Source organism: Arthrobacter sp. FW306-1B-G06A, assembly GCF_058781765.1.
Window position 1 is genome coordinate 43,629 of the sequence record NZ_JBYSXB010000014.1, and the last position, 22,517, is coordinate 66,145.

Here is a 22,517-nt window from a genome sequence, read left to right on the forward strand (position 1 = left end):
GACCCTTAACCCTTAAGGTGCGTACGCCGTCGCGTCATGTGTCAGAGCTGCTGCCGGGGCATAGACCGGTGGAAACAGCTCGGAGGCATCGCGCCGCAGGTAGTCGCGTTCGCCGTAGGCGTCCACCATCTGTCCAAAGAGCTGCTGACCCTCAGCGCGCAGTCCATCCAGGTCGATGCCTGGGAGCGAGCCGTCAACAACCACGGGGCGGCCCGCAACGTACGTGTCGGTGACATTGCGTGCCGAACCGTTGAGGATGAGCGTGCGCAATGGATCTTCCACGACTCCGTCACGGAAGTCCTCCAGTGAGGCGACCATAATGTCGGCTTGGGCGCCCGGACACAGGCGCCCCAGGTCGTCGCGACCCAGTGCCCTGGCACCACCCAGGGTGGCAGCGTCGAAGAACGCCGAGACCGTACCAGCGTCCCGGCGGCCCTCTGCGATGCGGGCCAGGTGCGTGCCGACGTCGATGCCCTTGATCAGGTCCGGTGGGAATGAATCCGTTCCCAGGCACATGTTGACCCCGGCGGCTGCGAAGGCGTCAAAGGATTTGAGCATGCCTGAGTAGTGGAACGACGTCAGGGGGCAGTGAATGATGCTGACGTCATGCCGGGCCAGCACATCCAACGGCCCGCCTTCTGCGCTGGAGGACGGGTCGGTGCCGTCGATGACAACCCCGTGCGGGATGAGGAGCCGCGTGTCCAGCAGGCCTGAATCCGCAAGCTGCTCAAGGACTGTACGCCCCGTGAGCTTGACGAGGAAACCGTCTTCATTGGTCCCCTGGAGGCAATGGAGGCGGACCAGCGCGTTGCGTTCGGTGGCCAGTTCGGCAGTCCGGCGCATCAGTTCGTCCGAGAGTGTCTCGATCCGGCATGGCAGCAGGACACCGGTAAGCAACGGGTGTCCTAGCTCGTCGGCGTAGTCGAGGAACCGTGCGGCGTCGGCGAACCCTGTGCGTCCCTCCTCCTCGTCGAAAAGGATCACGCGCTGGCCGTCGTGGTCAGTGACGTTGATCCCCGAACGGTACGCGGAGCCCAGGAAGCCGCGCAGGCCGAGCTCGATGCTGGACTGCGCCATCCCTTTGAGTTCCTCGAAGGTTTCCGCCCAGGAGCTGTGGATCTCCGAGGCAATCGGCATGTAGGTGGTCACGCCGTGCAAGGCCAGCTGCGCCAGCGCAAACTTGCGTACGCTCTGGCGCTGCGCCGCGGTGAAGACATCGCGGCGGCGGTTATGGAAGTAGTCTTCGGACCATTGCAAGCCCGGAGCGATTTCCTCGGTGGGCCAGGAGTCGAAGATCATGTGATCAATGTCCGTCAAGGCGTCGAGATCGATGAGGCCAGGGGAGATGAGGCTCTGTCCAAAGTCCCGGCGTTCGTCAACGGGACCGGCGTAGTCGGTACCCACGTAGATGATCTCGTCATCCCTCATCACCACGTGCCCATCCGTGTGCATGACGTGCCCGGTCCCGTCATAGCCAAGGACGTACCGGGCAGAAAGCTGAGTGATCATAAACCCTCCAAATTTGGTATCCCAAGGTCAAAAAGCTGCAGACCGAGTCCGGCATCGGACGATCGCGCGAATGCCCTAGGTTTGGGGAATCCGAGCAGCTTTTGTGACATGTCTTGCATTGCGATGTGATCCACCTTACCATCTTTGGTATACCAAATGGCATGGATGTATCCGTCCCTCGCCACTGCAGCACACGAAGGGTGCACAACAATGAAGAACCAATCCACAACCACTCCGGAGGTGGATACGCCCGTAGTCAACGTCGATCACGGACGGGCCCGCCTCTTCACCCCGACCGCACGGCAATGGGGATCGATGATCCTGCTGTCCACAGCCGTCTGCGCCGTCGCCATCCTGGCCGGAACACACAAGATTCCCCTCGGCAACGCCGCTATCGTACTCATGCCCGTCTTGTGGGCCGTGCTGATGGGCGCCGTCATCGGCGTCCAGAAGGTGCGCCCCATGTCCGGCCAGAGCCGTGCCGTGGCCTCGGTATTGCTCAACGTCAGCATCGTCATGTTCCTCGGAGCCCTCGGCACCCAGGTGGGACCCTCCTTCGCCAAACTGACTTCCCTCGGTCCGGCCATCCTGCTCCAGGAAGTCGGCCACATCTTCGGAACCGTCATCATTGCCCTGCCGGTCGGCGTCGCGCTGGGCATGGGCCGCACGGCCATCGGGGCCACCTGGGCAATTGACCGGGAATCCTATTTGGCCTACGCACTGCAGCGTTTCGGTGTGAAGTCCCCGGTCTACCGCGGCGTGTTCTCCGTGTGGCTGCTGGGCAGTGTATTCGGCGCCGTCTTCATCTCCCTCTTGGCCGGCTTGCTCGGCGGAATGGGCATCTTCGACCCGCTTGCACTCGCGTTGGGCCTGGGCCTCGGCTCGGGATCCATGATGCTTGGCGGCGTCGCGGCCCTGTCCATCCTGTATCCCGGGCAAGCACCGGAGATCATGGCGCTTGCAGCCCTGTCGAACCTGGTGACGAACCTTGTGGGCTTCTACGCCGGAGCCTTCCTTTCGTTGCCGATGTCTTTGCGGCTCTACAAGTTCTGGTCGCGCCTCTTCCGCCGCGATGACGAAGGCAAGCGCCTTGACCGCAACGGGAACCCCGTTGCCGCGAAGCTGCGCCGGCCACAGGACCGATCCAAAGTGGACGTTTCAGCCGTGCTCCAGGACCCCGAAGTGCGCACGAAGCCCTCAACGTGGATTATCGCTTTCGGTGCAAGCATCGCCGCGGGCGTGGTCCTCAACGCCTTGGGCACCAAGTCCACCAGTATCAACGACGTCATTGGCGTGGTGATCCTTGGCCTCCTTACCGCGCTGGCATTCGTACTGGCCAAGTACGTTCCCGCCGTGCCGTCGAGCGTATGGGTCCTTGCGCTCGCCACGTTGGCAACAGCTCCGATTCTGCCTTTCAGCGGCTTGATCGTCTCCTTCACCCACAACCTTGACCCGCTCTACGTGGGCCTTGGCTCGATCGCCCTGCTCGGCATGAACGTTGGACGCGACATCAACGCGCTGAAGACACTCAACTGGCGCACGGTCATTGTGGCGACCATCACGTTCTCCGCAAGTTTCATAGCGGCCGCGGCACTTGCACAATTCGTCATCCACATCTGAGGGCTGACGCCGGACGACTGACGCCGAACAAGGGCGGTGGAATGGACTCTTTCGTCCATTCCACCGCCCTCTCGTGTCTCCGCCCGCCCTCGGCGGCGCCCAAGGGTGATGTTCGACGCATCGCGGTTCCTTGATCCCCGGAGCCGCGCGACATACCGAGTCAGATGAACGGCTGAAGGACTCCAGACCATCTATGGCTTGCTAAGATCTAAAGGCTCAACCGGTCCCCCGGAGAGCCCCCATCAACTGGCCCGGAAACGGACGCGCCCCTTCGCGCCCGATACTGGCCCCTGCCCGACCCCAGGAGACCCCTGCTCTCATGACCGCATTGGCCGAACCGGACTATTTCGAGGTCCACGACGAGGATTACCGCACCGAACTGGACTCGCGGTACGAGGAAGGTTTCGGGCGCGGCCCCGAGCTCGACGACGACTACGGCACCGGCTACGACGAACTCGACAAGCTCTTCGATGGTCTGTTTGACGACGAGGATGATGACCTGGACGCCCCGGCCAAGGCCGAAAAGAAGGTTCCGGCCAAGAAGGACGCTCCGAAGGCTGCTGCCGCAAAGACGGCCACGCCGAAGAAGGCGCCCACAAATTCGGTGCCCAAGGCCAGCCCGGTCATTACCCGCAGGGTGGTCCCTGCGGCCGCTCCCGTCGTCGAACCCGCCGCCGAACCGGTCGCCACCGTCGTCGAACCGGTCGCCGCCGTCGTCGAACCCGCCGTCGTCGAACCCGCAAGCTCCGAAGCGGCTCCCGCGGAAGAATCGGTGACTCCCGCGGTTCCGGACAGCCCTTTCTTCGCCCCGCACATCGCCCCGGTCAACCAGCATGTGGAGTTCCTCCGCAAGCTCCGCCCTGGCTTCGAAGTCCCCTACGTAGATCCGATGCACTCGGTGGAGGATTGCCGGATTGTCAGCCTGTTCTCCAACACCAGCGAGGCCTCCCCGCGGGGCGTTGTGTGGGCCGGAGACGACGCCGCCGCCACCCGGCTATTGGGTCTGCAGTTCCAGCTCGGCCTGCGCCCGGAATGGATGATGCCGTGGAACACCCACCCGTGGTTTACTCCGGGCGAGGCGAACGGAAAACTGACCCCCGAGCAGGTCAGTGCCGGGCTCAAGCCGCTCATCGCGTTCCTCAAACTCGTCCCGCGCGCATCGGCGATCGTCGCGCACGGAACGGAAGCCAACCGCCTGGCGCAGATGCTCCTCAAGACTGACAACCAGCTGATCTGGCGCCGCGGCCTGAAGGTCTACAAGGCCCGTTCGCTGCACGGGCGCGCCTTCGCCGGTTCCAAGGAACGCCAGACCGAATGGCTGATCGAAATGGGCCGCTCCTACGCGGACGCCATGGCCCGCGCGGGTCTCCAGGCGGGTCGGCGCTAGGAAACCTAGCGCCGCGATTTCCGGGCTGGCTTCCCGGCAAACAGTCTCCGGTCCAGCGAAACCGCCCCGGAACCGATGAAGGCGAACGCCAACGCCAACGCGATATACAGGATGAGCAGTTCGGCGTTGATTCCGGGGCTATCGCTCAACAACGGTTTGCCCGATTCGGTGACAAACCAGATCCCTGCGTACATGAGGGCCGCCAGGAAGCCAGCCACCCGCGTCAGGGCGCCGAGCACCAAAAGTGCGCCCAGCCCGGTTTCACCCCAGATGACCAGCCAGGACATCAGCTCCGCTTTTTGAACACCCATCGCGGCGATGGTTGCCTCAAACGCAGGCTGCCCCGCGAGCAGCTTCTGGACTCCGTGCACCAGCAAAAGGCCGCCGAACACGATCCTTAGAAACGCGATGCCGCGCGAAGACGAGGTCTGCGAAGGAAGGAGGAATTTCACCCGATCCAATCTTCCATGCGGAGGGCACAGCTCAAAACAGCCGCTCCGTCCACGGCAGAATGGAAACCGCAGCGGACCTCGGTGGGAGGGCCGCAGGACAGGATGGATGAAGCCGGGATGGATGTTGACGTCGTCGTAGTCGGCGGAGGCGCGATGGGATCAGCTGCGGCCTGGCAGCTCGCACTCAAGGGGCGATCGGTGGTTCTCCTTGAGCAGTTTGAGGAGGGGCACCATGTAGGGGCTTCCCATGGTGCGACGCGCAACTTCAACACGGCCTACGCAGAGGGTGACTACCTCGCCTTGGTCAGCGAAGCGAGGAACCTCTGGGACAGGCTCGCGGAGGAAACCGAAACGCAGTTGTTGGATCTTGTGGGTCTGGCCAACCACGGAAATGTTGCCCGGCTCCGGGAAGTTCGGACCGCGCACGCTGAGCGGGGCATCGCAAGCCAGTTCATCTCCGCCAAGGAGGCGTCAGAGCGTTGGCGGGGCATGGTGTTCCGAAGCGATGTCCTCTTCGTGCCGGAATCGGGCCGGGTCCGGGCGGCCGAGGCCCTCAAGGCGCTGCGCACATCGGCCGAGGCACACGGTGCCCGCTTCGAGTATTCGACCCCTGTTCGCGAGATCCGCGTGCTCGGCGAGGATCGCGCCGTCGTCGTGACCGATTCGCTGGAAATCACGGCGCGCCGGATTGTCATCGCGGCGGGCGCCTGGACCGGCAAGCTTGTCGGGACGCAAGTCCCACTCCCCCGTCTGGTGGTCACCCAAGAGCAACCTGCCCATTTCACGCCCATCGATGATTCCCAGTCCTGGCCGAGCTTCAACCACGCGCCGGACCCGGGAGATCCCCGTGACGACTATTGGTACAGCCCCGTCTATGGGATGCTCACTCCAGGCGAGGGGGTCAAGGCGGGGTGGCATGGCGTAGGGCCTGTCACCGATCCGGATGCCCGCACATTCGAACCCGAGCCGGTTCAGCTGGAGGCCCTCCGCCGCTACGCTCGTGAATGGCTGCCCGGGGTCGACGCCGAATCGGCGGTTCCCATCAGCTGCACTTACACGAGCACGGCCAACGAAGATTTCCTGCTCGACCGTTTTGGACCGCTGGTGGTCGGCGCGGGGTTCTCAGGCCACGGATTCAAGTTCACCCCGGCTATTGGCCGCGTACTTGCCGATCTTGTCGACGGGATTGACGCGCCGCGCCGCTTCCGCCGCGCTTAAATGCAACTAGCTCGCAGTTGTTGTCGTTCTGAGCGCTCAAAACGACAACAACTGCGAGTTAGTTGGGTGGGCGGGGCGCCTAGTTCAGGGTGGCGACAACCTCGTTGAGCTTTGCTGAAGGTCGCATCACGGCCTCCGCCTTGGCGGCGTCGGGGCGGTAGTAGCCGCCGATGTCGGCAGGCGAACCCTGGACTCCGAGCATCTCGGCAATGATGGTGTCCTCGTTGGCCGTCAGGGCCTCGGCGACGGCGGAGAACGCGGCGGCGAGCTCCGTATCGTCGCTCTGCTGGGCCAGTTCCTGTGCCCAGTACTTCGCGAGGTAGTAGTGGCTGCCTCGGTTGTCGAGTTCGCCCACCCTGCGCTTCGGGGACTTGTTGTCGAGCAGGAACGTGCCGGTGGCGCGGTCGAGCGTGTCCGCGAGGACCTGTGCCCGGGCGTTGCCGGTGGTGGTGGCGAGGTGCTCGAAACTGACGGCCAGGGCAAGGAATTCGCCCAGGCTGTCCCAGCGCAGGTGGTTTTCCTGCAGGAGCTGCTGGACGTGCTTCGGAGCCGAGCCGCCGGCACCGGTCTCGAAAAGGCCGCCGCCGTTGATCAGCGGGACCACGGAGAGCATCTTGGCGCTGGTGCCAAGCTCGAGGATCGGGAACAGGTCGGTGAGGTAGTCACGCAACACGTTGCCGGTCACCGAGATGGTGTCTTCGCCCTTGCGGATCCGCTCCAGCGTGAACGCGGTGGCCTTCTCCGGGGACATGATCTCGATCTGCAGGCCTTCGGTGTCGTGGTCCTTCAGGTATTCCTTGACCTTGGCGATCAGCTGGGCGTCGTGGGCGCGGGTTTCGTCGAGCCAGAAGACAGCCGGCATCTTGGAGGCGCGGGCACGGGTGACGGCCAGCTTGACCCAGTCGCGGATCGGCACGTCCTTGGTCTGGCAGGCGCGCCAGATGTCGCCCGGGGAGACCTGGTGTTCGATCAACACGGTTCCGGAAGAATCCACAACCTGCATGGTTCCGGCGTACTCAACTTCGAAGGTCTTGTTGTGGCTGCCGTATTCCTCAGCCGCTTGTGCCATCAGGCCGACGTTCGGAACCGTACCCATGGTGGTGGGATCGAAGGCGCCGTGGGCACGGCAGTCATCGATGACCACCTGGTAGACATCTGCATAGCAGCTGTCCGGGATGACCGCGAGAGTGTCGGCTTCCTTGCCGTCCGGTCCCCACATGTGGCCGGAGCTGCGGATCATCGCCGGCATCGAAGCGTCAACAATGATGTCACTGGGAACGTGGAGGTTGGTGATGCCCTTGTCCGAATCGACCATGGCCAGCGCCGGTCCGTCTTCCAGGCCCTTCTTGATGGCCGCCTTGATGCCTTCGCGGACGTCTTCCGGGAGTTCATCGAGGCCGTTCAGGATGGAGGCGAGGCCGTTGTTGGCGCTCAGGCCGGCAGCAGCGATCTGCTTGCCGTAGGTGTCGAAAAGCTCAGAGAAATACGCCTTGACAACGTGGCCGAAGATGATCGGATCGGAGATCTTCATCATGGTGGCCTTCAGGTGTGCCGAGAACAGCACGCCTTCTTCCTTGGCGCGGACCACCTGGGCAGCCAGGAACTCGTCCAGGGCAGCGGCGCGCAGCACGGTGCCGTCCACTACTTCACCGGCGAGGACGGGGAAGGCCGGCCTGAGGACCTTGACGGTGCCGTCTTCGCGGACGATCTGGATCTTGATGGTGTCGTCGGCCGGGATGACCACGGACTTCTCGTTGGAGCGGAAGTCGTTCTCCGTCATGTGCGCAACGTTGGTCTTGGAGTCGGCGCTCCAGGCACCCATGGAGTGCGGATTCTGGCGGGCGTAGTTCTTCACCGACAGGGGCGCGCGGCGGTCCGAGTTGCCTTCACGCAGGACCGGGTTCACGGCCGAGCCCTTGATCTTGTCGTAACGCGAGCGGATGTCCGTCTCTTCGTCGGAGGAGGGGTTGTCCGGGTAGTCCGGAAGCGCGTAGCCCTGACCCTGCAGTTCGGCAATGGCTGCCTTCAGCTGAGGGACGGACGCGCTGATGTTGGGAAGCTTGATGATGTTCGCTTCGGGCTTCTTTGCCAGTTCGCCCAGTTCAGCCAGTGCGTCACTGATCCGCTGCTCTTCAGTCAGGTAGTCACCGAAGACGGCGATGATTCGTCCGGCCAGCGAAATGTCGCGGGTCTCGACCTCCACGCCGGCCGTTGAGGCGAAAGCTTCCACAATCGGCAGGAACGAGTACGTCGCCAGCATCGGCGCTTCGTCAGTGTGGGTATAGATAATCTTTGCCATTGGCGGGGCATCTCCCTGAAAGTCTGCAGATTTCAACATCTCTAACTTACCTGAGGGGGCCGGATTGGCGCGTACCGGGACGGCCTCAAGCGAGCTGTGCAACGTCATACCGCGCCGAACCTTATGTACCTCCGCGCCAAATCGGAGTAGGTTCATTGGGTCAAACTGTGGCCGACAACACGTGGCCGCCAAACGATTGGCAGGACAATCATGACAAAGAAATCACTCCCCATCACTGGTCTCCTGAGCCTCATTACCTCCGCCGTTTTGACCCTCTGTGCCGCTGGAGGGGCGGCAGCCGCAACGCCTACTGCGGTTTCGAGCTTCGCAGCGCCTGGGACGCAGCAGCTCGTCAGCCTGGCGACAACAAACACCGACCCCACGGGGTACTGGACTCCCGAACGGATGCGAGCAGCCATCCCGGGCGATGTCCTCGCCCGCAAAGCCCTCGCACGAGGTGGCGCCACCGCCAGCGGCACGGTCGAAACCGGCCCGCCAGTGAAAATCGCCAGCGCCAAGGGCAGCAGCTCGAGCCTGCACCAAGACGAAGACCCTATTGACCACGTCGGCAAGGTCTTCTTCACCATGGGCGCCTTCGCTTACGTCTGCTCCGGCAACGTCGTCGTGTCGGACAACGACAGCACAGTGGCGACCGCGGGCCACTGCGTCAACGAGGGTCCCGGAGCCTTTGTCCAGAACTTCGTGTTCGTTCCGGCCTATCTCAACGGCAATGCTCCTTACGGCATCTGGCCCGCCAAGGCCCTCTACACCACGCCCCAGTGGCGCACCGCCGGCGACATCCGCTATGACACCGGTTTCGCAGTTACTGCCACAGTGAAAGGCAAGCACTTGGCCGACGTCGTTGGCGCGTCCGGCGTGGAATTCAACCAGGACCGGGGACTGAGCTACCAAGCCTTTGGCTACCCTGCCGCCCCGCCGTTCGACGGACAATCGCTGAAGAGCTGTTCGGGTGACGCCACCAAGGACCCCATCAATCCACAGTTCAAGGCGCAGGGCATTCCCTGCGATATGACCGGTGGGTCATCGGGCGGACCCTGGATGGTCGACTCGGGCCGGGATTCCTACCAAAACTCCATTACGAGCTACGGCTACCCTGGTGGCCCGGCTGTGATCTACGGGCCTTATTGGGGCTCCGTCATCCGGGATGCCTACGATACGGCGTCCACATCCTAGGTCTTTCGGCCAGTTGGAAACTAGGCAGAATTCGCATCTTGTCAAACGAAAGTCAAATCTCACAAAACTTGAACAATTTCTTTACATGCTTGTCACGGCTTCGGTAGTTTCGGTTCCGTCAGTCGGCGGCCTCCACAAACCGGCCGCCGTCCGCTCGATATCTAGGACAACTGTGACGAGAACCAAGACCTTGGCCACAAGCCTGCTCGGCCTCACTGCCGCCGCCTTACTCGCGCTGGGCGCCGGCAGCGGGGCCACCGCGGCCCCGTCCATAAGCGATGGCACCGATGCGTCGACCGTGAGCAGCAATTCGGCGTCGGACGCGAACACCGCTGACTATTGGACTCCTGAACGGATGAAGAACGCCGTCTCCGGTGACCTTCTGGTCACCAAGGCGCTGACCCGGACACAGGCCGCGGTTGGCCTTTCGGACATACCAACTTCTCCCGATCGGGTTTTTCCCGGGCTTGGCCGCGCACTGACAATCGAAGGCCAGAATGCCACCAGCACTGCAGCGCCGTCCCCCGCCGTGGATCGTAAAGCCAACGCAGGTGAGTCTCCCGTTTCACACATCGGAAAAGTGTTCTTCACACTCGGCGGGGTGAACTATGTCTGCTCCGGCAACTCCGTCACCTCCGCCAACCAGAGCACCGTGTCCACCGCCGGCCACTGCCTCAACGAAGGCCCCGGGGCGTTCGCGGGCAACTTCACGTTCGTTCCCGCCTACCAGGACGGCGCCGCGCCCTACGGAAAGTGGACGGCCAAGGCGCTCTACACAACCAGCCAGTGGTCCTCAAGTGGAAACATCCAGTACGACACCGGATTTGCCGTCATGAACACCCTCAATGGCCAAAAGCTCTCAGCCGTGGTGGGCGCCTCAGGCGTCCAGTTCAACGCTGCCCGAGGACTGGCGTACAAGTCGTTCGGCTACCCCGCGGCATCGCCCTTCACCGGGGAATCGCTCAAGAGCTGCTCAGGCACTGCCACAAACGATCCCAACAACCCCCAGTTCAAAACCCAGGGGATCCCCTGCAACATGACGGGTGGCTCCTCCGGTGGCCCGTGGTTCCTTGGAAGCAGCGCCAGCGGATACCAGAACTCGGTGAACAGCTACGGCTACGGAAGCAACTCCACCACGATGTACGGCCCGTACTGGGGCACGGTCATCCAAGGCACGTACCAGACAGCGTCCACAGCCCCGTAACCTCCCCGGCGCAGCAGGGACATGCCCCCTGTTCGCTCCCAGGGTTGGACACATTGCGAATATGCCCAGCGCCGACCACCAAAAATGGACATGTCCTCCCGGGAGGACATGTCCATTTTTTGGTGCCGCGAGTGGACCCGGTGCGAGCGCCCGGACCTAGGGAAAGGACCTAGTGGAAGAAGTGCCTTGCGCCGGTGAAGTACATCGTGATGCCGGCGGCGTTGGCCGCAGCAATGACTTCCTCGTCGCGCACCGAACCGCCAGGCTGGACGACGGCGCGGACACCAGCGTCGATCAGGATCTGGAGGCCATCGGCGAACGGGAAGAACGCGTCGGAAGCGGCCACGGCACCGCGGGCGCGCTCGGGTGCGCCAGTCGCGACGGCGTTGGAGGCACCGCCGGCACCGTCGACGTCGGACTCCACCTGGACGCCCAGGGTGTTGGCGCGCTCAACGGCCAGTTTGCACGAGTCGAGGCGGTTGACTTGGCCCATGCCGATGCCGACTGCCGCCCCGTTGTTGGCGAGGAGGATCGCGTTGGATTTGGCGGCGCGGCAAGCAGTCCACGCGAACGCGAGGTCGGCCAGCGTGGCGTCGTCGGCGGCAACGCCTGCGGCGAGGGTCCAGTTGGCGGGGTTGTCGCCGTCGGCGTCCACCTTGTCGGCCTGCTGGACGAGGACGCCGCCCGAGACCTGGCGGAGTTCCGTCGGGTAGCGGCCGTAACCGTCCGGCAGCGCCAGAAGGCGGATGTTCTTCTTCTTGGACAGGATGTCAACGGCTTCCGGCTCGAAGCCCGGGGCGATGACAACCTCGGTGAAGATCCCGGCCACGGTCTTGGCCATACCGGCCGTGACAATGCTGTTGGCCGCGATGACGCCTCCGAAAGCGGATACCGGATCGCAAGCGTGGGCCTTGGCGTGGGCGTCGGCGATGGGGTCGGCGGCATCGTCCGAACCCACGGCCACACCGCACGGGTTGGCGTGCTTGATGATGGCGACGGCCGGCTCGGAGAAGTCGAACGCGGCGCGGAGGGCGGCGTCGGCGTCGACGAAGTTGTTGTAGCTCATGGCCTTGCCGTGCAACTGGTCTGCCTGGGCGATGCCGGCGGGGGCCGCCTTGTCCACGTACAGCGCGGCCTGCTGGTGCGGGTTTTCGCCGTAGCGCAGCACCTCGGAGCGCTCAAGGGCGAGGCCGGCGTAGGCGGGCCAATCGATGACGCCGTCACCGTCTTCGTCGAGGAACTGGCTGGCGGTCCAGGTGGCAACGGCGGTGTCGTACGTTGCGGTGTGGGCGAATGCCTTCGCGGCGAGGCGGCGGCGCGTCTTCAGGTCGAAGCCACCCGCGGCGGCGGCTTCCACGACGGCGCCGTAGAAGTTCGGGTCAACAACGATCGCGACGGCGGCATGGTTCTTGGCGGCCGAACGCACCATGGCGGGGCCTCCGATGTCGATCTGCTCGACGACGTCGTCCTGCGCAGCGCCGGAGCGGACGGTCTCCACGAAGGGGTAGAGGTTGACCACAACGAGGTCGAAAGGCTCGATCTCCATCTTGGCCAGCGTTTCCATGTGGGCAGGAACGCGGCGGTCGGCCAGGATACCACCGTGCACGCGCGGGTGCAGGGTCTTGACCCGGCCGTCGAGCATCTCCGGGGAACCGGTGACTTCTTCGACTTCCTTGACCGGAATACCGGCTGCGGCGATCTTCTTCGCGGTGGAACCGGTGGAGACGATGGCGACTCCTGCTGCATGCAGGCCCTTCGCGAGCTCCTCCAGCCCCGTCTTGTCGTAAACCGAGATCAGTGCACGGCGGATGGGAACACGGTCAAGCTGCGTCAAGCTCACAAAAGTCTCCGTCTTATATCGCGGGATTCCGCGGTTGCTGGGGATATGGACGAGTTTATCGTGTTGTGGCTCCTCTTCGTTTTTCGAGACGTGGCCGCGTCCGCAACATATGGTTGGGCCATGGATTCCGAGGATGTGATTTTGGTTGCCGACGTCGGCAAGAGCCGATGCCGGGTTGAACTCAGGCAAGGCGATGAGGTGGTGGGCTCGGCGGACCAGCAGGGCTTCCCCGGCCTCGGCATAGACAACGGCGCCCGGCTCGCTTTCGAGCTGCTAGTGGACACCGCGGCCATGCTGCCGCGGGGGCTTCCGGCAGCATTCCCGGAAGGTTCGTTGCTTGGAATCGGCGCCGCTGTGGCCGGGGTCGAGGCCTCAGCGGCGAACTCCCACGAACTCGCCGTCCTCCTTTCCGAGCGCTTCAAGGTCCCGGCCGCGGTTCTCTCGGACGCCACCGCGGCCCAGCTCGGCGCCCTGCACGGCGCACCCGGAACGGTGCTGATTGTTGGCACCGGGGCTGTTGCCTTCCGCTTCGACGACGCCGGAACCCTCCACCGTGCCGACGGTTGGGGACCGCTCTTGGGCGATCGCGGAAGCGGCCGCTGGATCGGCCAGCAGGGCCTTCAGGCCGCACTACAAGCTCACGACGGCGGCCCTGCCACGTCGTTGCTCGGCTCGGCTGCCGCGCTTGTAGGCTCGCCCGCGCAACTTCCGGCGTGGCTCGCCGAATCCGACAACCCGGCACGGACGATGGCGCGTTTCACGCCCGCGGTGCTGAAAGAAGCGGAGGCGGGGGACGCCGTCGCACGCGGCATTGTGGACGAAGCCTGCAGGCTTCTCGTGAACACCGTGGCCCTTGCCGCGGGCGACACGAAGCAGGTGGCGCTCCTTGGCGGCGTCGTGAAATCGGAGTTCTTCGGCGGGCTCTTGCACAACGCCCTCGCTTCGGCTGGGATTGAGGTGGTTGCGGCTCTCGGCGATGGCATGGACGGGGCCGCCCTCGCAGCGAACCGCCGCGGGCTCCTCCAGGAAAGGTACATTCACCGTGACGGAACAGCCTGACGCTTCTTCCCCCGGTACCCCGGACTCCCCCGACGGCGACGGGCTCGAGGAACTCCGTTCGGAGCTCGCGGGCCTGCAAACCGAAGCCGCGTTGCCCGCGCTCAGTGAGTTGGACACCATGGGCACGGCCGAACTCGTCGCGGCCATGAATGAGCAGAACCGCGGCGTCCCGGCCGCCGTCGAACAAGCCAGCGGGGAAATCGCCGCAGTGGTCGACGCCGTTGCGGAACGCCTCGCCCGCGGCGGCCGGTTGCTCTACGTCGGCGCCGGAACGGCCGGGCGGCTCGGGGTTTTGGACGCGAGCGAATGCCCGCCCACGTTCGGCACTCCCCCGGGGCTCGTCGTCGGGATCATCGCGGGCGGCACCCAAGCCATCCAGAAGCCAGTGGAGTACGCCGAGGACAACGCCACCGCCGGAGCCCGGGACCTGCACGACATCAGCGTGACCGAGGCGGACGCCGTCGTCGGAATCTCGGCTTCGGGACGCACACCGTACGTGATCGGCGCCCTTGAGGAGGCCCGCAGCCGAGGCGCTTTCACCGCCTCGATCGCTTGCAACCACGCTTCGCCCATCAGCAAACTGGCGGACGTGGCGATCGACGTCGTGGTTGGTCCCGAGTTCGTTGCCGGTTCAACGCGGCTGAATGCCGGCACGGCGCAGAAACTCGTCCTCAACATGATCAGCACGCTCGCGATGGTCAAGCTCGGGAAGACCTACGGAAACCTGATGGTCGATCTGCGGGCAACCAACAACAAGCTCCTCGCAAGGTCCCAACGGACCATCCAACACGCCACCGGAGTGGACGCAGAGACGGCGATTCGCGCGCTGGATTCCGTGGGCGGATCGGTCAAGGCAGCCATCCTGGTAGTGCTGACGGGGATCGATCCGGGGCAGGCCAAGAGCGCTTTGGACGAGGCCGGCGGCTTCCTGCGAAAGGCGATCGAGAAGCACGGATAGAGTTTTCCCCAGGAGGGGAAATGAATACTTACACGACCGTCCCGAGCGGCGAACAGGTTGTCCAGGAGCTGCCGTGGCGGTGGAAGGTCCAGGGCAGGATCTTCCTGATCGGGGGCCTCGGCTTCATGTTCGATGCCTGGGACGTCACCCTCAACGGCATCCTCATTCCGCTGCTTTCCAAGCATTGGTCCCTCCAGCCCGCCGACGCCGGATGGATCGGGACCGCAAACCTGATCGGCATGGCCTTGGGCGCCTTCGCCTGGGGTACCATCGCGGACACCATCGGCCGGAAACGGGCCTTCACGGCCACCCTGCTGATCTTCTCCATCTTCACGGTGCTGGGCGCAGTCGCGCCGGACATCGTGTGGTTCTGCATCTTCCGCTTCCTGGCCGGCTTCGGGCTGGGCGGCTGCATTCCCGTGGATTACGCACTCGTCGGTGAATTCACCCCGCGGAAGCATCGCGGCAAGGTGCTTACCGCTATGGATGGTTGGTGGCCCGTAGGGGCCGCCCTGTGCGGCTTCATTTCGGCCGGACTTGTTGCGGCCTTTGCCGATTGGCGCCTCACCATGCTCGTGATGGTGTTGCCTGCCTTGCTGGTGTTCTGGGTCAGGCGGAGCGTGCCCGAATCCCCGCTCTTCCTCATCCGCAGGGGCCGGCGCCAAGAAGCCGCCGACGTCATCGACAGCCTCGTCCTGGCCACGGGAGCCGAGCCGCGCGCCTACAGCCTGCCCGCGCCACAAGATGCTCCGCGCCTCTCCGCCGGCAGCGCGTGGCAGCAACTGCGACGGATCTGGCAGTTCAACTGGAAGATCACGACGGCGGCCTGGGCCCTGTTTTTCAGCATCCTTCTGGTCTACTACTTGAGCTTGACGTGGATGCCGCGGATTCTGATCGGCGCCGGGTTCGAGGAGTACAAGGCCTTCGTGACGACAGCCGGGATGGCCGGCGTCGGGCTCCTGGGCGTGGCGGTCGCGGCAGTGCTGGTGGAGCGGGTGGGCCGCAAGTGGATCCTGGCCATCACCGCGCCGCTGTCCGCGTTGGCCCTGGTGATCGTGTCATTGGTGGTGGACATTCCGGACGCGGCGGTGTTCTGGCTCCTGGCGTTCGGCTTCGTCATCCAGGTGGCCATCCCGGTGCTCTACACCTACGTGTCGGAGCTCTACCCCACGGAGCTTCGGGGTTCCGGCTTCGGCTGGGCCTCGACCTTCTCACGCGTTGGTGCCGGGATCGGGCCACTCGTGTTCGCTTCGTATTTCTGGCCCGAGCTTGGCCTGGCCACGTCTTTCGCCTTGGCTGGCGGGCTCATCGTGGTGGCGGTGCTGTGGATGGCGTTGTTTGCGCCGGAGACCAAGCAGCTCGAGCTCGACTGAGCATGCCCCACGGGGGTGCCCAACTGACTCGCATTTGTTGTCGTTATGAGCCGCCAAAACGACATCTAATGCGAGCTAGTTGGGCCGAACGGAGGACTTAGGCGTGCTTTCCCGCCGCGAGCTCTGCGAGCGTCCGGACCAGGAGCCTACGCTCCACCACCTTGATGCGTTCGTGCAGGGTGTCCTCGGTGTCGTCCGGGGCGATGTCCACCGCTTCCTGGGCGATGATGGGCCCGGTGTCCACGCCGGCGTCGGCCCAGTGGACAGTGCAGCCGGTCACTTTCACACCATAGGCCATGGCATCGCGGACTCCATGGGCTCCCGGGAAAGCGGGAAGCAGCGCGGGGTGGGTGTTGAGGTACTTGCCTTCGAAGGCATCGATGAACTCGGGACTCACAATCCGCATGAACCCGGACGAGACCACCACGTCCGGATCGTACGAGGCAACGGCTTTGGTAAGTGCCGCGTTCCAATCGGCCCTGTCCGCGTAGTCCTTGAAGTCCACCACGAAGGTGTCCAGTCCGGCTTCGGCAGAGCGTTCCACGCCGTAGGTACCCGGCCGGTCGGCTCCCACGGCTGCGATCTCAATGTCCAGCTCGCCCGCCTTCACGGCGTCGATTACTGCTTGGAGGTTGGAACCGGTGCCGGAGACGAGGACAACAATACGCATTGCACTAGCTTATGGCTGGCTCGCGTAGGCTGGAAAACATGAATTCCGGCGTTGGACCCACCCCGCAGCATCAGCCTCAGAGCGAGGCTGCCAAATCAGCGCTTGCCGTTACCCACACGCTGTTCAGGACTTTCCTGCTGACCGTGCTTGGCGCCCTGTTCGTCTATATCCTGAACATCAGCTACGTCTGGCTCAGTGGAATCCTCACCGTCATCGCCGCGGTGCTTGGAGTGGTGGTCCTCGTGCGGGCGATCCGGTTCAAGCAGCCGCGCATCGTTCTGTTCGGCACCATTTCCGGGCTCGTGGTCACGGCCATCATGTGCCTGCTGGTGCTCACCGCAGTCGTCTTCTTCCAACAGGTCACCACCTTGGAGAACTGTGCACGAGGTGCACTGACGCTCCACGCCCAAAACTCGTGCCAGGTGGATTTCCAGAATTCCCTTCCCTCCGGATTGCGCTAGCCGGGGCGCAAGCCAGGTGAGGCAGGCACCTTAGCGGCGGTCGCCGTCGTACACGGAATCGTCGAGATCCGCTTCGCGGAGCTTCTGCCGCCTCTCGAGCCAGGGCCCCACCCAATAACCGATCACGACGCCGATCCCCACCTCCGCGGCGATCCAGACTGCCGTCCACCGCGGGTCCGGGCCGATCTCGGTGAGACGCCCGATTCCGGCGGAACCGCGCGCCAGCCAGGCGAGGCCTCCGGCCAAAGCCCCTGCGACGGCCCCGATGAGCGCGCCGAGGATCAGCGTGGAAACAGGAGCCGTGAACCAGCGCGCCTTGATCTTGATGGAGAGCCATTCGTCGAAGTGGTTCTCCCCCGCCCGCAGGAACCACCAGCCCGCCAACACACCGGCGATCACCGGCAGGGCGAGGGCCGCGGCGACGAAGTCGAGCTGCCCGGTGGGTAGTGCGCCGAAGACGGGGATCGCGGGCAGCGGCCCGACGGCGGTGCCCAGCGGCCCGACGTGTGAGCCGACGCCGAGGGAGAACCCTGCGCCAGAGGACCAAGCCAAAGCGAATACCGCCAGATTGGGGAGGTAGCCGAGCTGGGCGATGGTCAGGACGCCACCGCCGAGGGCGCCGGCTTTCAGGCCTTCGTAGACGGCGATGATGTCCGTCCAGTGGATGACAAGGTCGACGGCGAGCAGCGTCGCCGAGAGTGTCAGGGCTGCCATGATCGCGACGAATCCGGCCTTGATGGCGGAGCCGAAGTAGGAACCGGCCCAGCGGGAATGTTGGCTTGTGCGTGCAAGCCAATCGACGGCGTCGACCCCAATGAGCCTGCTCCACGAGCCCGACTCACGCCGGGCACCCACCACCATGCCGAGACCGAACGGGATTAGCGGAAGTAAGGCAGCGAACCAGATGTTGATGACGACGTCCTGCGTCCGGCACACGAATCCGGTGGCCGCGCCGAACGCCCCGTAGACAAGCAACGCTCCGAAGAAGGCCTGCCACAGCTGGTCCGTGTAGGAAGCCCTAGCCAGCCGGCGGCCCGCGCGCCACGCCAAAAGGAAGGGGACCAGCGTCAGTCCGAGCGGGATAAGGGACAACATCCCGGAACCCGGTAGACCCGCGGTTCCCATGTTCACAGTGGCAAGTTGCAGCGGAACGCCGTGGACCAGCAACCAGGCTTGGCCAGCCAGGCGTGCCAGGAAATCGACGGTGTGGTTCTGGAATCCGCCAGTTGCCCAGACACCGATCAGCGGCAGGACCACCACGAGCGCGGAGATGATGGCGGCCTGGGCCGACTCAAGGGCACCCTGCAGCCACAAAGGCATGGGCAGGCCATGGTTACCAGTCTGATCAGCGCGCAGTTTCATCGTGTTCTATCGTGCCACGGCGTGCCCCGCTCCCCCGGCAGGCGCCCGCACGGCCCGCCAATCCCCCAACGCCCGCTCACTTATGAGGCGTTCCGGGCGGACGCTCGCTCACCAATGAGGTTTTCCGGGCCAACGCCCGCTCACCAATGAGGTTTTCCGGGCCAACGCCCGCTCACCAATGAGGTTTTCCGGGCCAACGCCCGCTCACCAATGAGGTTTTCCGGGCCAACGCCCGCTCACTCCGGCCGCACCGCCGTCGTCGTATATGTGTGCGAGCGTTGGCAGGAAACCCGACATACGTGAGCGAGCGTTAGCAGGAAACCCGACATACGTGAGCGAGCGTCGGGGAAAAACCCGCCATAGGTGAGCGAGCGTCCGGGGCGCGCAGTGCCTGTTGGGGCCGCCGGGCACGCCGCCGCCAGGCCGGCCGGACGCCGCCGCTCCAAGCGCTTTTTGCATAAGTCAGACGTAAAATTGGATTGTTCGCAATAGGTGGATGGAGGGCATAAATGACTACCGCAACCCCACATGCACATGGTGTTCACTTTGGACGGACGGACATCCAGAACATCGGCATGGGTGTAGGTATTCTGATGGCGCTGGTGGGCCTTCTCGGATTCATTCCGGGAATCACCATGCGGTACGGGGAATTGCAGTTCTTCGGGCCAAATTCGCACGCAATGCTCCTGGGTGTGTTCCAAGTGTCGCTGCTGCTCAACATTGTGCAGCTCCTCATCGGTGGAACCAGCTGGGCGATGTCCCGCTCGGGCGGCCACAGCGCACGCAATATCCTGATGAGCTTCGGCGCCTTGTACATCGTGTTCAGTGTGTACGGACTGAGTGTCGGGGTTGATTCGGCGGCCAACTTCCTGTCGCTGAACACGCTCGACAACTGGACGTTCATGGTCTTGGGCATCCTGATGATTGCCGCTGGCTGGATGTTTTCACGGCATCTGGCTGACGACGCAAAGTAGCCTATTCAAAGCCCGGATTGAGTTAGCCCGGGATTACAGGAGCCGCCGATGGGTAGGATCTACAGCTAAATCTGAATAGTCATACAAGCGGTTGGTGCAGTTCCTGCGGTGAAGAAGCCGGGAGCTGTGCCAACCTTCTTTGTGCCCGACGCCGTCAGATCCACTTTGGTGCCGCCGGCACGGGCCCAGCGCCAGCGGTCACCCCGCCGGCCCCGCGTCCGGTGGCCCATTGCACGACGCCGGCGAGAGGCCCGGCGACCACGACGGCGGCGTCCGGATCGCCAAACGTGAGGTCCGTGCCAGCGACGCTGACCAACAACCCGGCGTCGGTGCCCCGGGCGGCCCACGAACCGGTGATGTCGCGCAGCAGCCGTTCCAGTACCGACGCCGGGATGTCACCGAACGATGCTCCGTTGTAGAGGTCGACGGCGTGCACCCAGACTTCGCGGGTGCGCATCCAGACCGTTTCCGTGGCGGGCACTTCCCTGCCCTGGATGGTCCGGACCGTGTGGTGCCAGGCGTCCTCGGGCAGATCCCGCCATTCCACGCTCAGGTGCACGGCGGAGTGGTCAAACAGGTTCCGCAACGCGATGGGAGACAGGGTGGCGCCGAAGTTGATCTCCTCATCCCGCACTGCAATTGAGGGATACATCGGAGTCTCCACGCCGGTCGACGCCCACTCCACGAGGCGGGCGATGGCCCGGGCGTTGTAGCCCACGTGTGCTACGACGTGGCGGCGGGTCCAGCCGGCAAGCAGCGAATCGCCGTCGAGCCCGGCATCGGTGAGTTCGTTGAGCTTGCGGGCGAAGAACGCGGTCCCCCGCCGGGCCTGCAGGAGCTGTTCCTGCAGGCCCGGATCGGTGGTGAGGTCGTGGCGGGCGACCATCAGGCTTCCTTGACCACGCGGTTGCTCAGCTGGCCCAGTCCCTCGATGGTGGTGACCAGGAGCTGACCCTCCTGGAGGTACCGCTTCGGGTTCTGGGCATGGCCCACTCCGCCGGGGGTGCCGGTGGCGATGACATCGCCCGGGTTCAGCGTGATGATGGTGGAGATGTTGGACACCAGGAATTCGGGGGTGAACACGAGGTCCCCGGTGGGGGTCTGCTGCTGGATCTCGCCGTCCACCGCGGAGGTCATGAGCGGCCCGGCCGAGAACTCGTCCTTAGTGACCAGGGCGGGCCCGAACGGGGTGGACTTCTCCCAGGTCTTGCCTTGCAGCCATTGGATGGTGCGGAACTGGTAGTCGCGCATGCTGATGTCGTTCAGCACCGAGTACCCGGCTATGTGATCGGCCGCGTCGGCTTCGCTGATGCGGCGCCCCTTCTTGCCGATCACGACGGCGAGCTCGGCCTCCCAGTCAACCGTGTCCGATTCCTGCGGCAACGCCAGGTCGTCGTTGGGACCGATTAGCGATTCCTGGTACTTCGCGAACAGGGTGGGGTACTCGGGGATTTCCCGGCCCATCTCCTTGATGTGGTTGCGGTAGTTGTGCCCGACGCAGATGATCTTCCCCGGTGAGGGCACGACGGCGGCGAGGTCGGCGCCGTCGTACGCGTGAGTTGCGCCGTTGGCCGCCTCAGCGATAGTCGCCCAGGCGGGGTCCTGCAGGAGGACGCCCACGTCGGAGAACCCGTCGATCTCGGTCAGGGTGTCGCCGTCCTGGCGGACGGCCACGGTGCCGGTGCCGGTCCCGTCAGAAATGCGGAGGGTGAGGAGTCTCATTTGTTGCGTCCTTCGATGTACGTGCGGTTGAAATTCAGTCGTTCGAAAATGGGGGCGTCGCTGAAGCGGAACAGATCGAACTCACTCTCGGCGTGGAGCGACCATTCCTGCCAGGACGGCACGACAAAGAGGTCGCCCTTTTCCAGGACCTTGGACTCCCCGTTCAGCACCACGGTGCCGCGGCCTTCGAAGACCTGCCAGACACTGGAACCGACTTCGCGCACGGCCTCGGTGGAAGCGCCGGCCCGCAGGCGGTGGAATTCGGCGCGGATGGTGGGCATGACGTCCCCGCCGGTGGTCGGGTTGGTGTAACGCACGGCGGCGTGGCCCTGGGACACCGTGGCCGGGTGGCCCTCGTCCTCGAGAAGCAATTGTTCGCGCAGGGCGGCGTCGGTGTGTTCCCAACGGTAGGCCGCGATCGGGGAATTCACCGTGTCCTGCAGCCCGGAAAGGGGACGGAGGCCGGGGTGAGCCCAGAGCCGCTCGGATCGCGAAACGTCCGGGGTGGCCTCGTCAGTGACACGTTCGGTGCCGAATTCGAAGAACCCGGCGTCCGCGTAGTGCACGAACGGGATGTCCAATCCGTCGATCCACGCCATCGGCTGGTCCGTGTCGTTGTGGTGGCCATGGAAGTTCCAGCCCGGCGTCAGCAGGAAGTCCCCGCGGCGCATCGCCACCGGATCCCCGTTGACGACCGTCCAGACGCCCTCACCTTCGACGACGAAGCGGAAGGCGTTCTGCGAGTGGCGGTGCTCCGGAGCTGTTTCGTGCGCGCCCAGATACTGGATGGCAGCCCACAGGGTGGGTGTGGCATACGGAGTACCGCCGAGGCCCGGGTTTGCCAGGGCGATGGCACGGCGTTCCCCGCCACGGCCAACAGGCACCAGGTCCCCGGCACGGGCCGCCAATGGGTACAAATCGTTCCAGCGCCACACGTAAGGCACGGCCTTCGGGGACGGCACCATCGGCATCAGGTCCGCGATCTCGGTCCAGAGCGGAATCAGGTTCCCGGCCTCGAAATCCTGATACAGCTGCTCCAGCTGGGCGGCTTCCTCGGGAGTCGGTTCCGGAACAGCGTTCTCGGCGGCAACTGATTCGTGGGTTGTGCTATCGGCGCTGATGGACACAGAGGCCTCCTCGGGGGTACGGGACAGTTTTGGCGTACTCCAGACCCTAGGGAAGCCCCCAAGTGATCTCCAGCATATTCTGCTAGAC

The 22,517-nt window shown here is 64.4% G+C and carries 19 protein-coding genes; 10 read left to right on the top strand and 9 right to left on the bottom strand.

The features are described from left to right. Window positions 1–12: 12 nt before the first annotated feature. Window positions 13–1,509 carry a chlorohydrolase family protein gene (locus AC3WJM_RS09470; RefSeq protein ID WP_492271727.1) on the bottom strand — a complete coding sequence of 499 codons (1,497 nt, stop codon included), beginning with the start codon at window positions 1,507–1,509 and terminating at the stop codon, window positions 13–15. A gap of 210 nt (window positions 1,510–1,719) precedes the next feature. On the opposite strand from AC3WJM_RS09470, the gene AC3WJM_RS09475 reads away from it, so the two are divergent. Both AC3WJM_RS09475 and AC3WJM_RS09480 read left to right on the top strand, forming a co-directional pair. Continuing rightward, on the top strand, window positions 1,720–3,129 hold the full coding sequence (locus AC3WJM_RS09475) for a DUF3100 domain-containing protein (RefSeq protein ID WP_253257187.1): 1,410 nt from the start codon (window positions 1,720–1,722) through the stop codon (window positions 3,127–3,129). 772 nt (window positions 3,130–3,901) lie between these two features. Next, on the top strand, window positions 3,902–4,516 hold the full coding sequence (locus tag AC3WJM_RS09480) for a uracil-DNA glycosylase family protein (protein ID WP_441433686.1): 615 nt from the start codon (window positions 3,902–3,904) through the stop codon (window positions 4,514–4,516). Window positions 4,517–4,521: 5 nt separating this feature from the next. On the opposite strand, the gene AC3WJM_RS09485 is transcribed toward AC3WJM_RS09480, so the two are convergent. Then, a complete protein-coding gene (locus AC3WJM_RS09485; protein WP_306964029.1) occupies window positions 4,522–4,968 on the bottom strand; it encodes a DoxX family protein in 447 nt (148 codons plus the stop codon). A gap of 117 nt (window positions 4,969–5,085) precedes the next feature. On the opposite strand from AC3WJM_RS09485, the gene AC3WJM_RS09490 reads away from it, so the two are divergent. Continuing rightward, window positions 5,086–6,186 carry an FAD-dependent oxidoreductase gene (locus tag AC3WJM_RS09490; protein ID WP_492271728.1) on the top strand — a complete coding sequence of 367 codons (1,101 nt, stop codon included), beginning with the start codon at window positions 5,086–5,088 and terminating at the stop codon, window positions 6,184–6,186. Window positions 6,187–6,265: 79 nt separating this feature from the next. On the opposite strand, the gene AC3WJM_RS09495 is transcribed toward AC3WJM_RS09490, so the two are convergent. Continuing rightward, on the bottom strand, window positions 6,266–8,485 hold the full coding sequence (locus AC3WJM_RS09495; RefSeq protein ID WP_476910251.1) for an NADP-dependent isocitrate dehydrogenase: 2,220 nt from the start codon (window positions 8,483–8,485) through the stop codon (window positions 6,266–6,268). A 210-nt stretch (window positions 8,486–8,695) separates the two neighbouring features. Here AC3WJM_RS09495 and AC3WJM_RS09500 point away from each other — a divergent pair, with 210 nt between their 5' ends. Both AC3WJM_RS09500 and AC3WJM_RS09505 read left to right on the top strand, forming a co-directional pair. After that, on the top strand, window positions 8,696–9,679 hold the full coding sequence (locus AC3WJM_RS09500; RefSeq protein ID WP_476910250.1) for a trypsin-like serine peptidase: 984 nt from the start codon (window positions 8,696–8,698) through the stop codon (window positions 9,677–9,679). A 172-nt stretch (window positions 9,680–9,851) separates the two neighbouring features. After that, window positions 9,852–10,883 carry a trypsin-like serine peptidase gene (locus AC3WJM_RS09505; RefSeq protein ID WP_492271729.1) on the top strand — a complete coding sequence of 344 codons (1,032 nt, stop codon included), beginning with the start codon at window positions 9,852–9,854 and terminating at the stop codon, window positions 10,881–10,883. Between the two features lie 169 nt (window positions 10,884–11,052). Here AC3WJM_RS09505 and purH read toward each other — a convergent pair whose 3' ends face one another. Beyond that, window positions 11,053–12,723 carry a bifunctional phosphoribosylaminoimidazolecarboxamide formyltransferase/IMP cyclohydrolase gene (gene purH / locus AC3WJM_RS09510; RefSeq protein ID WP_441433636.1) on the bottom strand — a complete coding sequence of 557 codons (1,671 nt, stop codon included), beginning with the start codon at window positions 12,721–12,723 and terminating at the stop codon, window positions 11,053–11,055. Between the two features lie 120 nt (window positions 12,724–12,843). Between purH and AC3WJM_RS09515 the strand changes: the two genes are divergently transcribed. From AC3WJM_RS09515 to AC3WJM_RS09525, 3 genes are read left to right on the top strand one after another with little or no spacing between them, the layout of a single operon-like run. Next, a complete protein-coding gene (locus AC3WJM_RS09515; protein WP_492271730.1) occupies window positions 12,844–13,782 on the top strand; it encodes an N-acetylglucosamine kinase in 939 nt (312 codons plus the stop codon). Further along, the gene (gene murQ / locus AC3WJM_RS09520) at window positions 13,766–14,740 is read left to right on the top strand and encodes an N-acetylmuramic acid 6-phosphate etherase (RefSeq protein WP_492271731.1); all 975 of its coding nucleotides are present in this window, start codon (window positions 13,766–13,768) and stop codon (window positions 14,738–14,740) included. The genes AC3WJM_RS09515 and murQ overlap by 17 nt, the downstream gene beginning before the upstream one ends. Before the next feature lie 20 nt (window positions 14,741–14,760). After that, window positions 14,761–16,113 (top strand): MFS transporter, encoded by a 1,353-nt coding sequence (locus AC3WJM_RS09525; protein ID WP_492271732.1) that lies wholly within the window; start codon window positions 14,761–14,763, stop codon window positions 16,111–16,113. Between the two features lie 97 nt (window positions 16,114–16,210). On the opposite strand, the gene purN is transcribed toward AC3WJM_RS09525, so the two are convergent. Next, window positions 16,211–16,783, bottom strand: coding sequence for a phosphoribosylglycinamide formyltransferase (purN, locus tag AC3WJM_RS09530; RefSeq protein ID WP_284991732.1), 573 nt, complete (start codon window positions 16,781–16,783; stop codon window positions 16,211–16,213). A 38-nt stretch (window positions 16,784–16,821) separates the two neighbouring features. Here purN and AC3WJM_RS09535 point away from each other — a divergent pair, with 38 nt between their 5' ends. Beyond that, on the top strand, window positions 16,822–17,244 hold the full coding sequence (locus tag AC3WJM_RS09535; protein ID WP_253257189.1) for a hypothetical protein: 423 nt from the start codon (window positions 16,822–16,824) through the stop codon (window positions 17,242–17,244). Between the two features lie 30 nt (window positions 17,245–17,274). Here AC3WJM_RS09535 and AC3WJM_RS09540 read toward each other — a convergent pair whose 3' ends face one another. Then, entirely contained in the window at window positions 17,275–18,606 is a 1,332-nt protein-coding gene (locus AC3WJM_RS09540; RefSeq protein WP_492271733.1) for a cell division protein PerM, read from the bottom strand. A 509-nt stretch (window positions 18,607–19,115) separates the two neighbouring features. Between AC3WJM_RS09540 and AC3WJM_RS09545 the strand changes: the two genes are divergently transcribed. Next, window positions 19,116–19,580 (top strand): DUF4383 domain-containing protein, encoded by a 465-nt coding sequence (locus AC3WJM_RS09545; RefSeq protein ID WP_284991734.1) that lies wholly within the window; start codon window positions 19,116–19,118, stop codon window positions 19,578–19,580. Between the two features lie 154 nt (window positions 19,581–19,734). Here AC3WJM_RS09545 and AC3WJM_RS09550 read toward each other — a convergent pair whose 3' ends face one another. The 3 genes from AC3WJM_RS09550 to AC3WJM_RS09560 are packed head-to-tail and all read right to left on the bottom strand — an operon-like array spanning window position 19,735 to window position 22,429. Further along, a complete protein-coding gene (locus tag AC3WJM_RS09550; RefSeq protein WP_492271734.1) occupies window positions 19,735–20,466 on the bottom strand; it encodes a maleylpyruvate isomerase family mycothiol-dependent enzyme in 732 nt (243 codons plus the stop codon). Continuing rightward, the gene (locus tag AC3WJM_RS09555) at window positions 20,466–21,302 is read right to left on the bottom strand and encodes a fumarylacetoacetate hydrolase family protein (RefSeq protein WP_492271735.1); all 837 of its coding nucleotides are present in this window, start codon (window positions 21,300–21,302) and stop codon (window positions 20,466–20,468) included. Before AC3WJM_RS09555 ends, AC3WJM_RS09550 begins: the two co-directional genes overlap by 1 nt. Then, window positions 21,299–22,429, bottom strand: a complete 1,131-nt coding sequence (locus AC3WJM_RS09560) for a cupin domain-containing protein (RefSeq protein ID WP_492271736.1) — start codon at window positions 22,427–22,429, stop codon at window positions 21,299–21,301. Before AC3WJM_RS09560 ends, AC3WJM_RS09555 begins: the two co-directional genes overlap by 4 nt. Between the last annotated feature and the right edge of the window lie 88 nt (window positions 22,430–22,517).

Excerpts from the sequence above, each read along its gene's own strand:
- AC3WJM_RS09470 (WP_492271727.1), bottom strand. The coding sequence starts at position 1,509 with ATGATCACTCAGCTTTCTGCCCGGTACGTCCTTGGCTATGACGGGACC.
- AC3WJM_RS09475 (WP_253257187.1), top strand. The coding sequence starts at position 1,720 with ATGAAGAACCAATCCACAACCACTCCGGAGGTGGATACGCCCGTAGTC.
- AC3WJM_RS09490 (WP_492271728.1), top strand. The coding sequence starts at position 5,086 with ATGGATGTTGACGTCGTCGTAGTCGGCGGAGGCGCGATGGGATCAGCT.
- AC3WJM_RS09495 (WP_476910251.1), bottom strand. The coding sequence starts at position 8,485 with ATGGCAAAGATTATCTATACCCACACTGACGAAGCGCCGATGCTGGCG.
- AC3WJM_RS09500 (WP_476910250.1), top strand. The coding sequence starts at position 8,696 with ATGACAAAGAAATCACTCCCCATCACTGGTCTCCTGAGCCTCATTACC.
- AC3WJM_RS09515 (WP_492271730.1), top strand. The coding sequence starts at position 12,844 with ATGGATTCCGAGGATGTGATTTTGGTTGCCGACGTCGGCAAGAGCCGA.
- AC3WJM_RS09525 (WP_492271732.1), top strand. The coding sequence starts at position 14,761 with ATGAATACTTACACGACCGTCCCGAGCGGCGAACAGGTTGTCCAGGAG.
- purN (WP_284991732.1), bottom strand. The coding sequence starts at position 16,783 with ATGCGTATTGTTGTCCTCGTCTCCGGCACCGGTTCCAACCTCCAAGCA.
- AC3WJM_RS09535 (WP_253257189.1), top strand. The coding sequence starts at position 16,822 with ATGAATTCCGGCGTTGGACCCACCCCGCAGCATCAGCCTCAGAGCGAG.
- AC3WJM_RS09540 (WP_492271733.1), bottom strand. The coding sequence starts at position 18,606 with ATGAAACTGCGCGCTGATCAGACTGGTAACCATGGCCTGCCCATGCCT.
- AC3WJM_RS09545 (WP_284991734.1), top strand. The coding sequence starts at position 19,116 with ATGACTACCGCAACCCCACATGCACATGGTGTTCACTTTGGACGGACG.
- AC3WJM_RS09550 (WP_492271734.1), bottom strand. The coding sequence starts at position 20,466 with ATGGTCGCCCGCCACGACCTCACCACCGATCCGGGCCTGCAGGAACAG.
- AC3WJM_RS09555 (WP_492271735.1), bottom strand. The coding sequence starts at position 21,302 with ATGAGACTCCTCACCCTCCGCATTTCTGACGGGACCGGCACCGGCACC.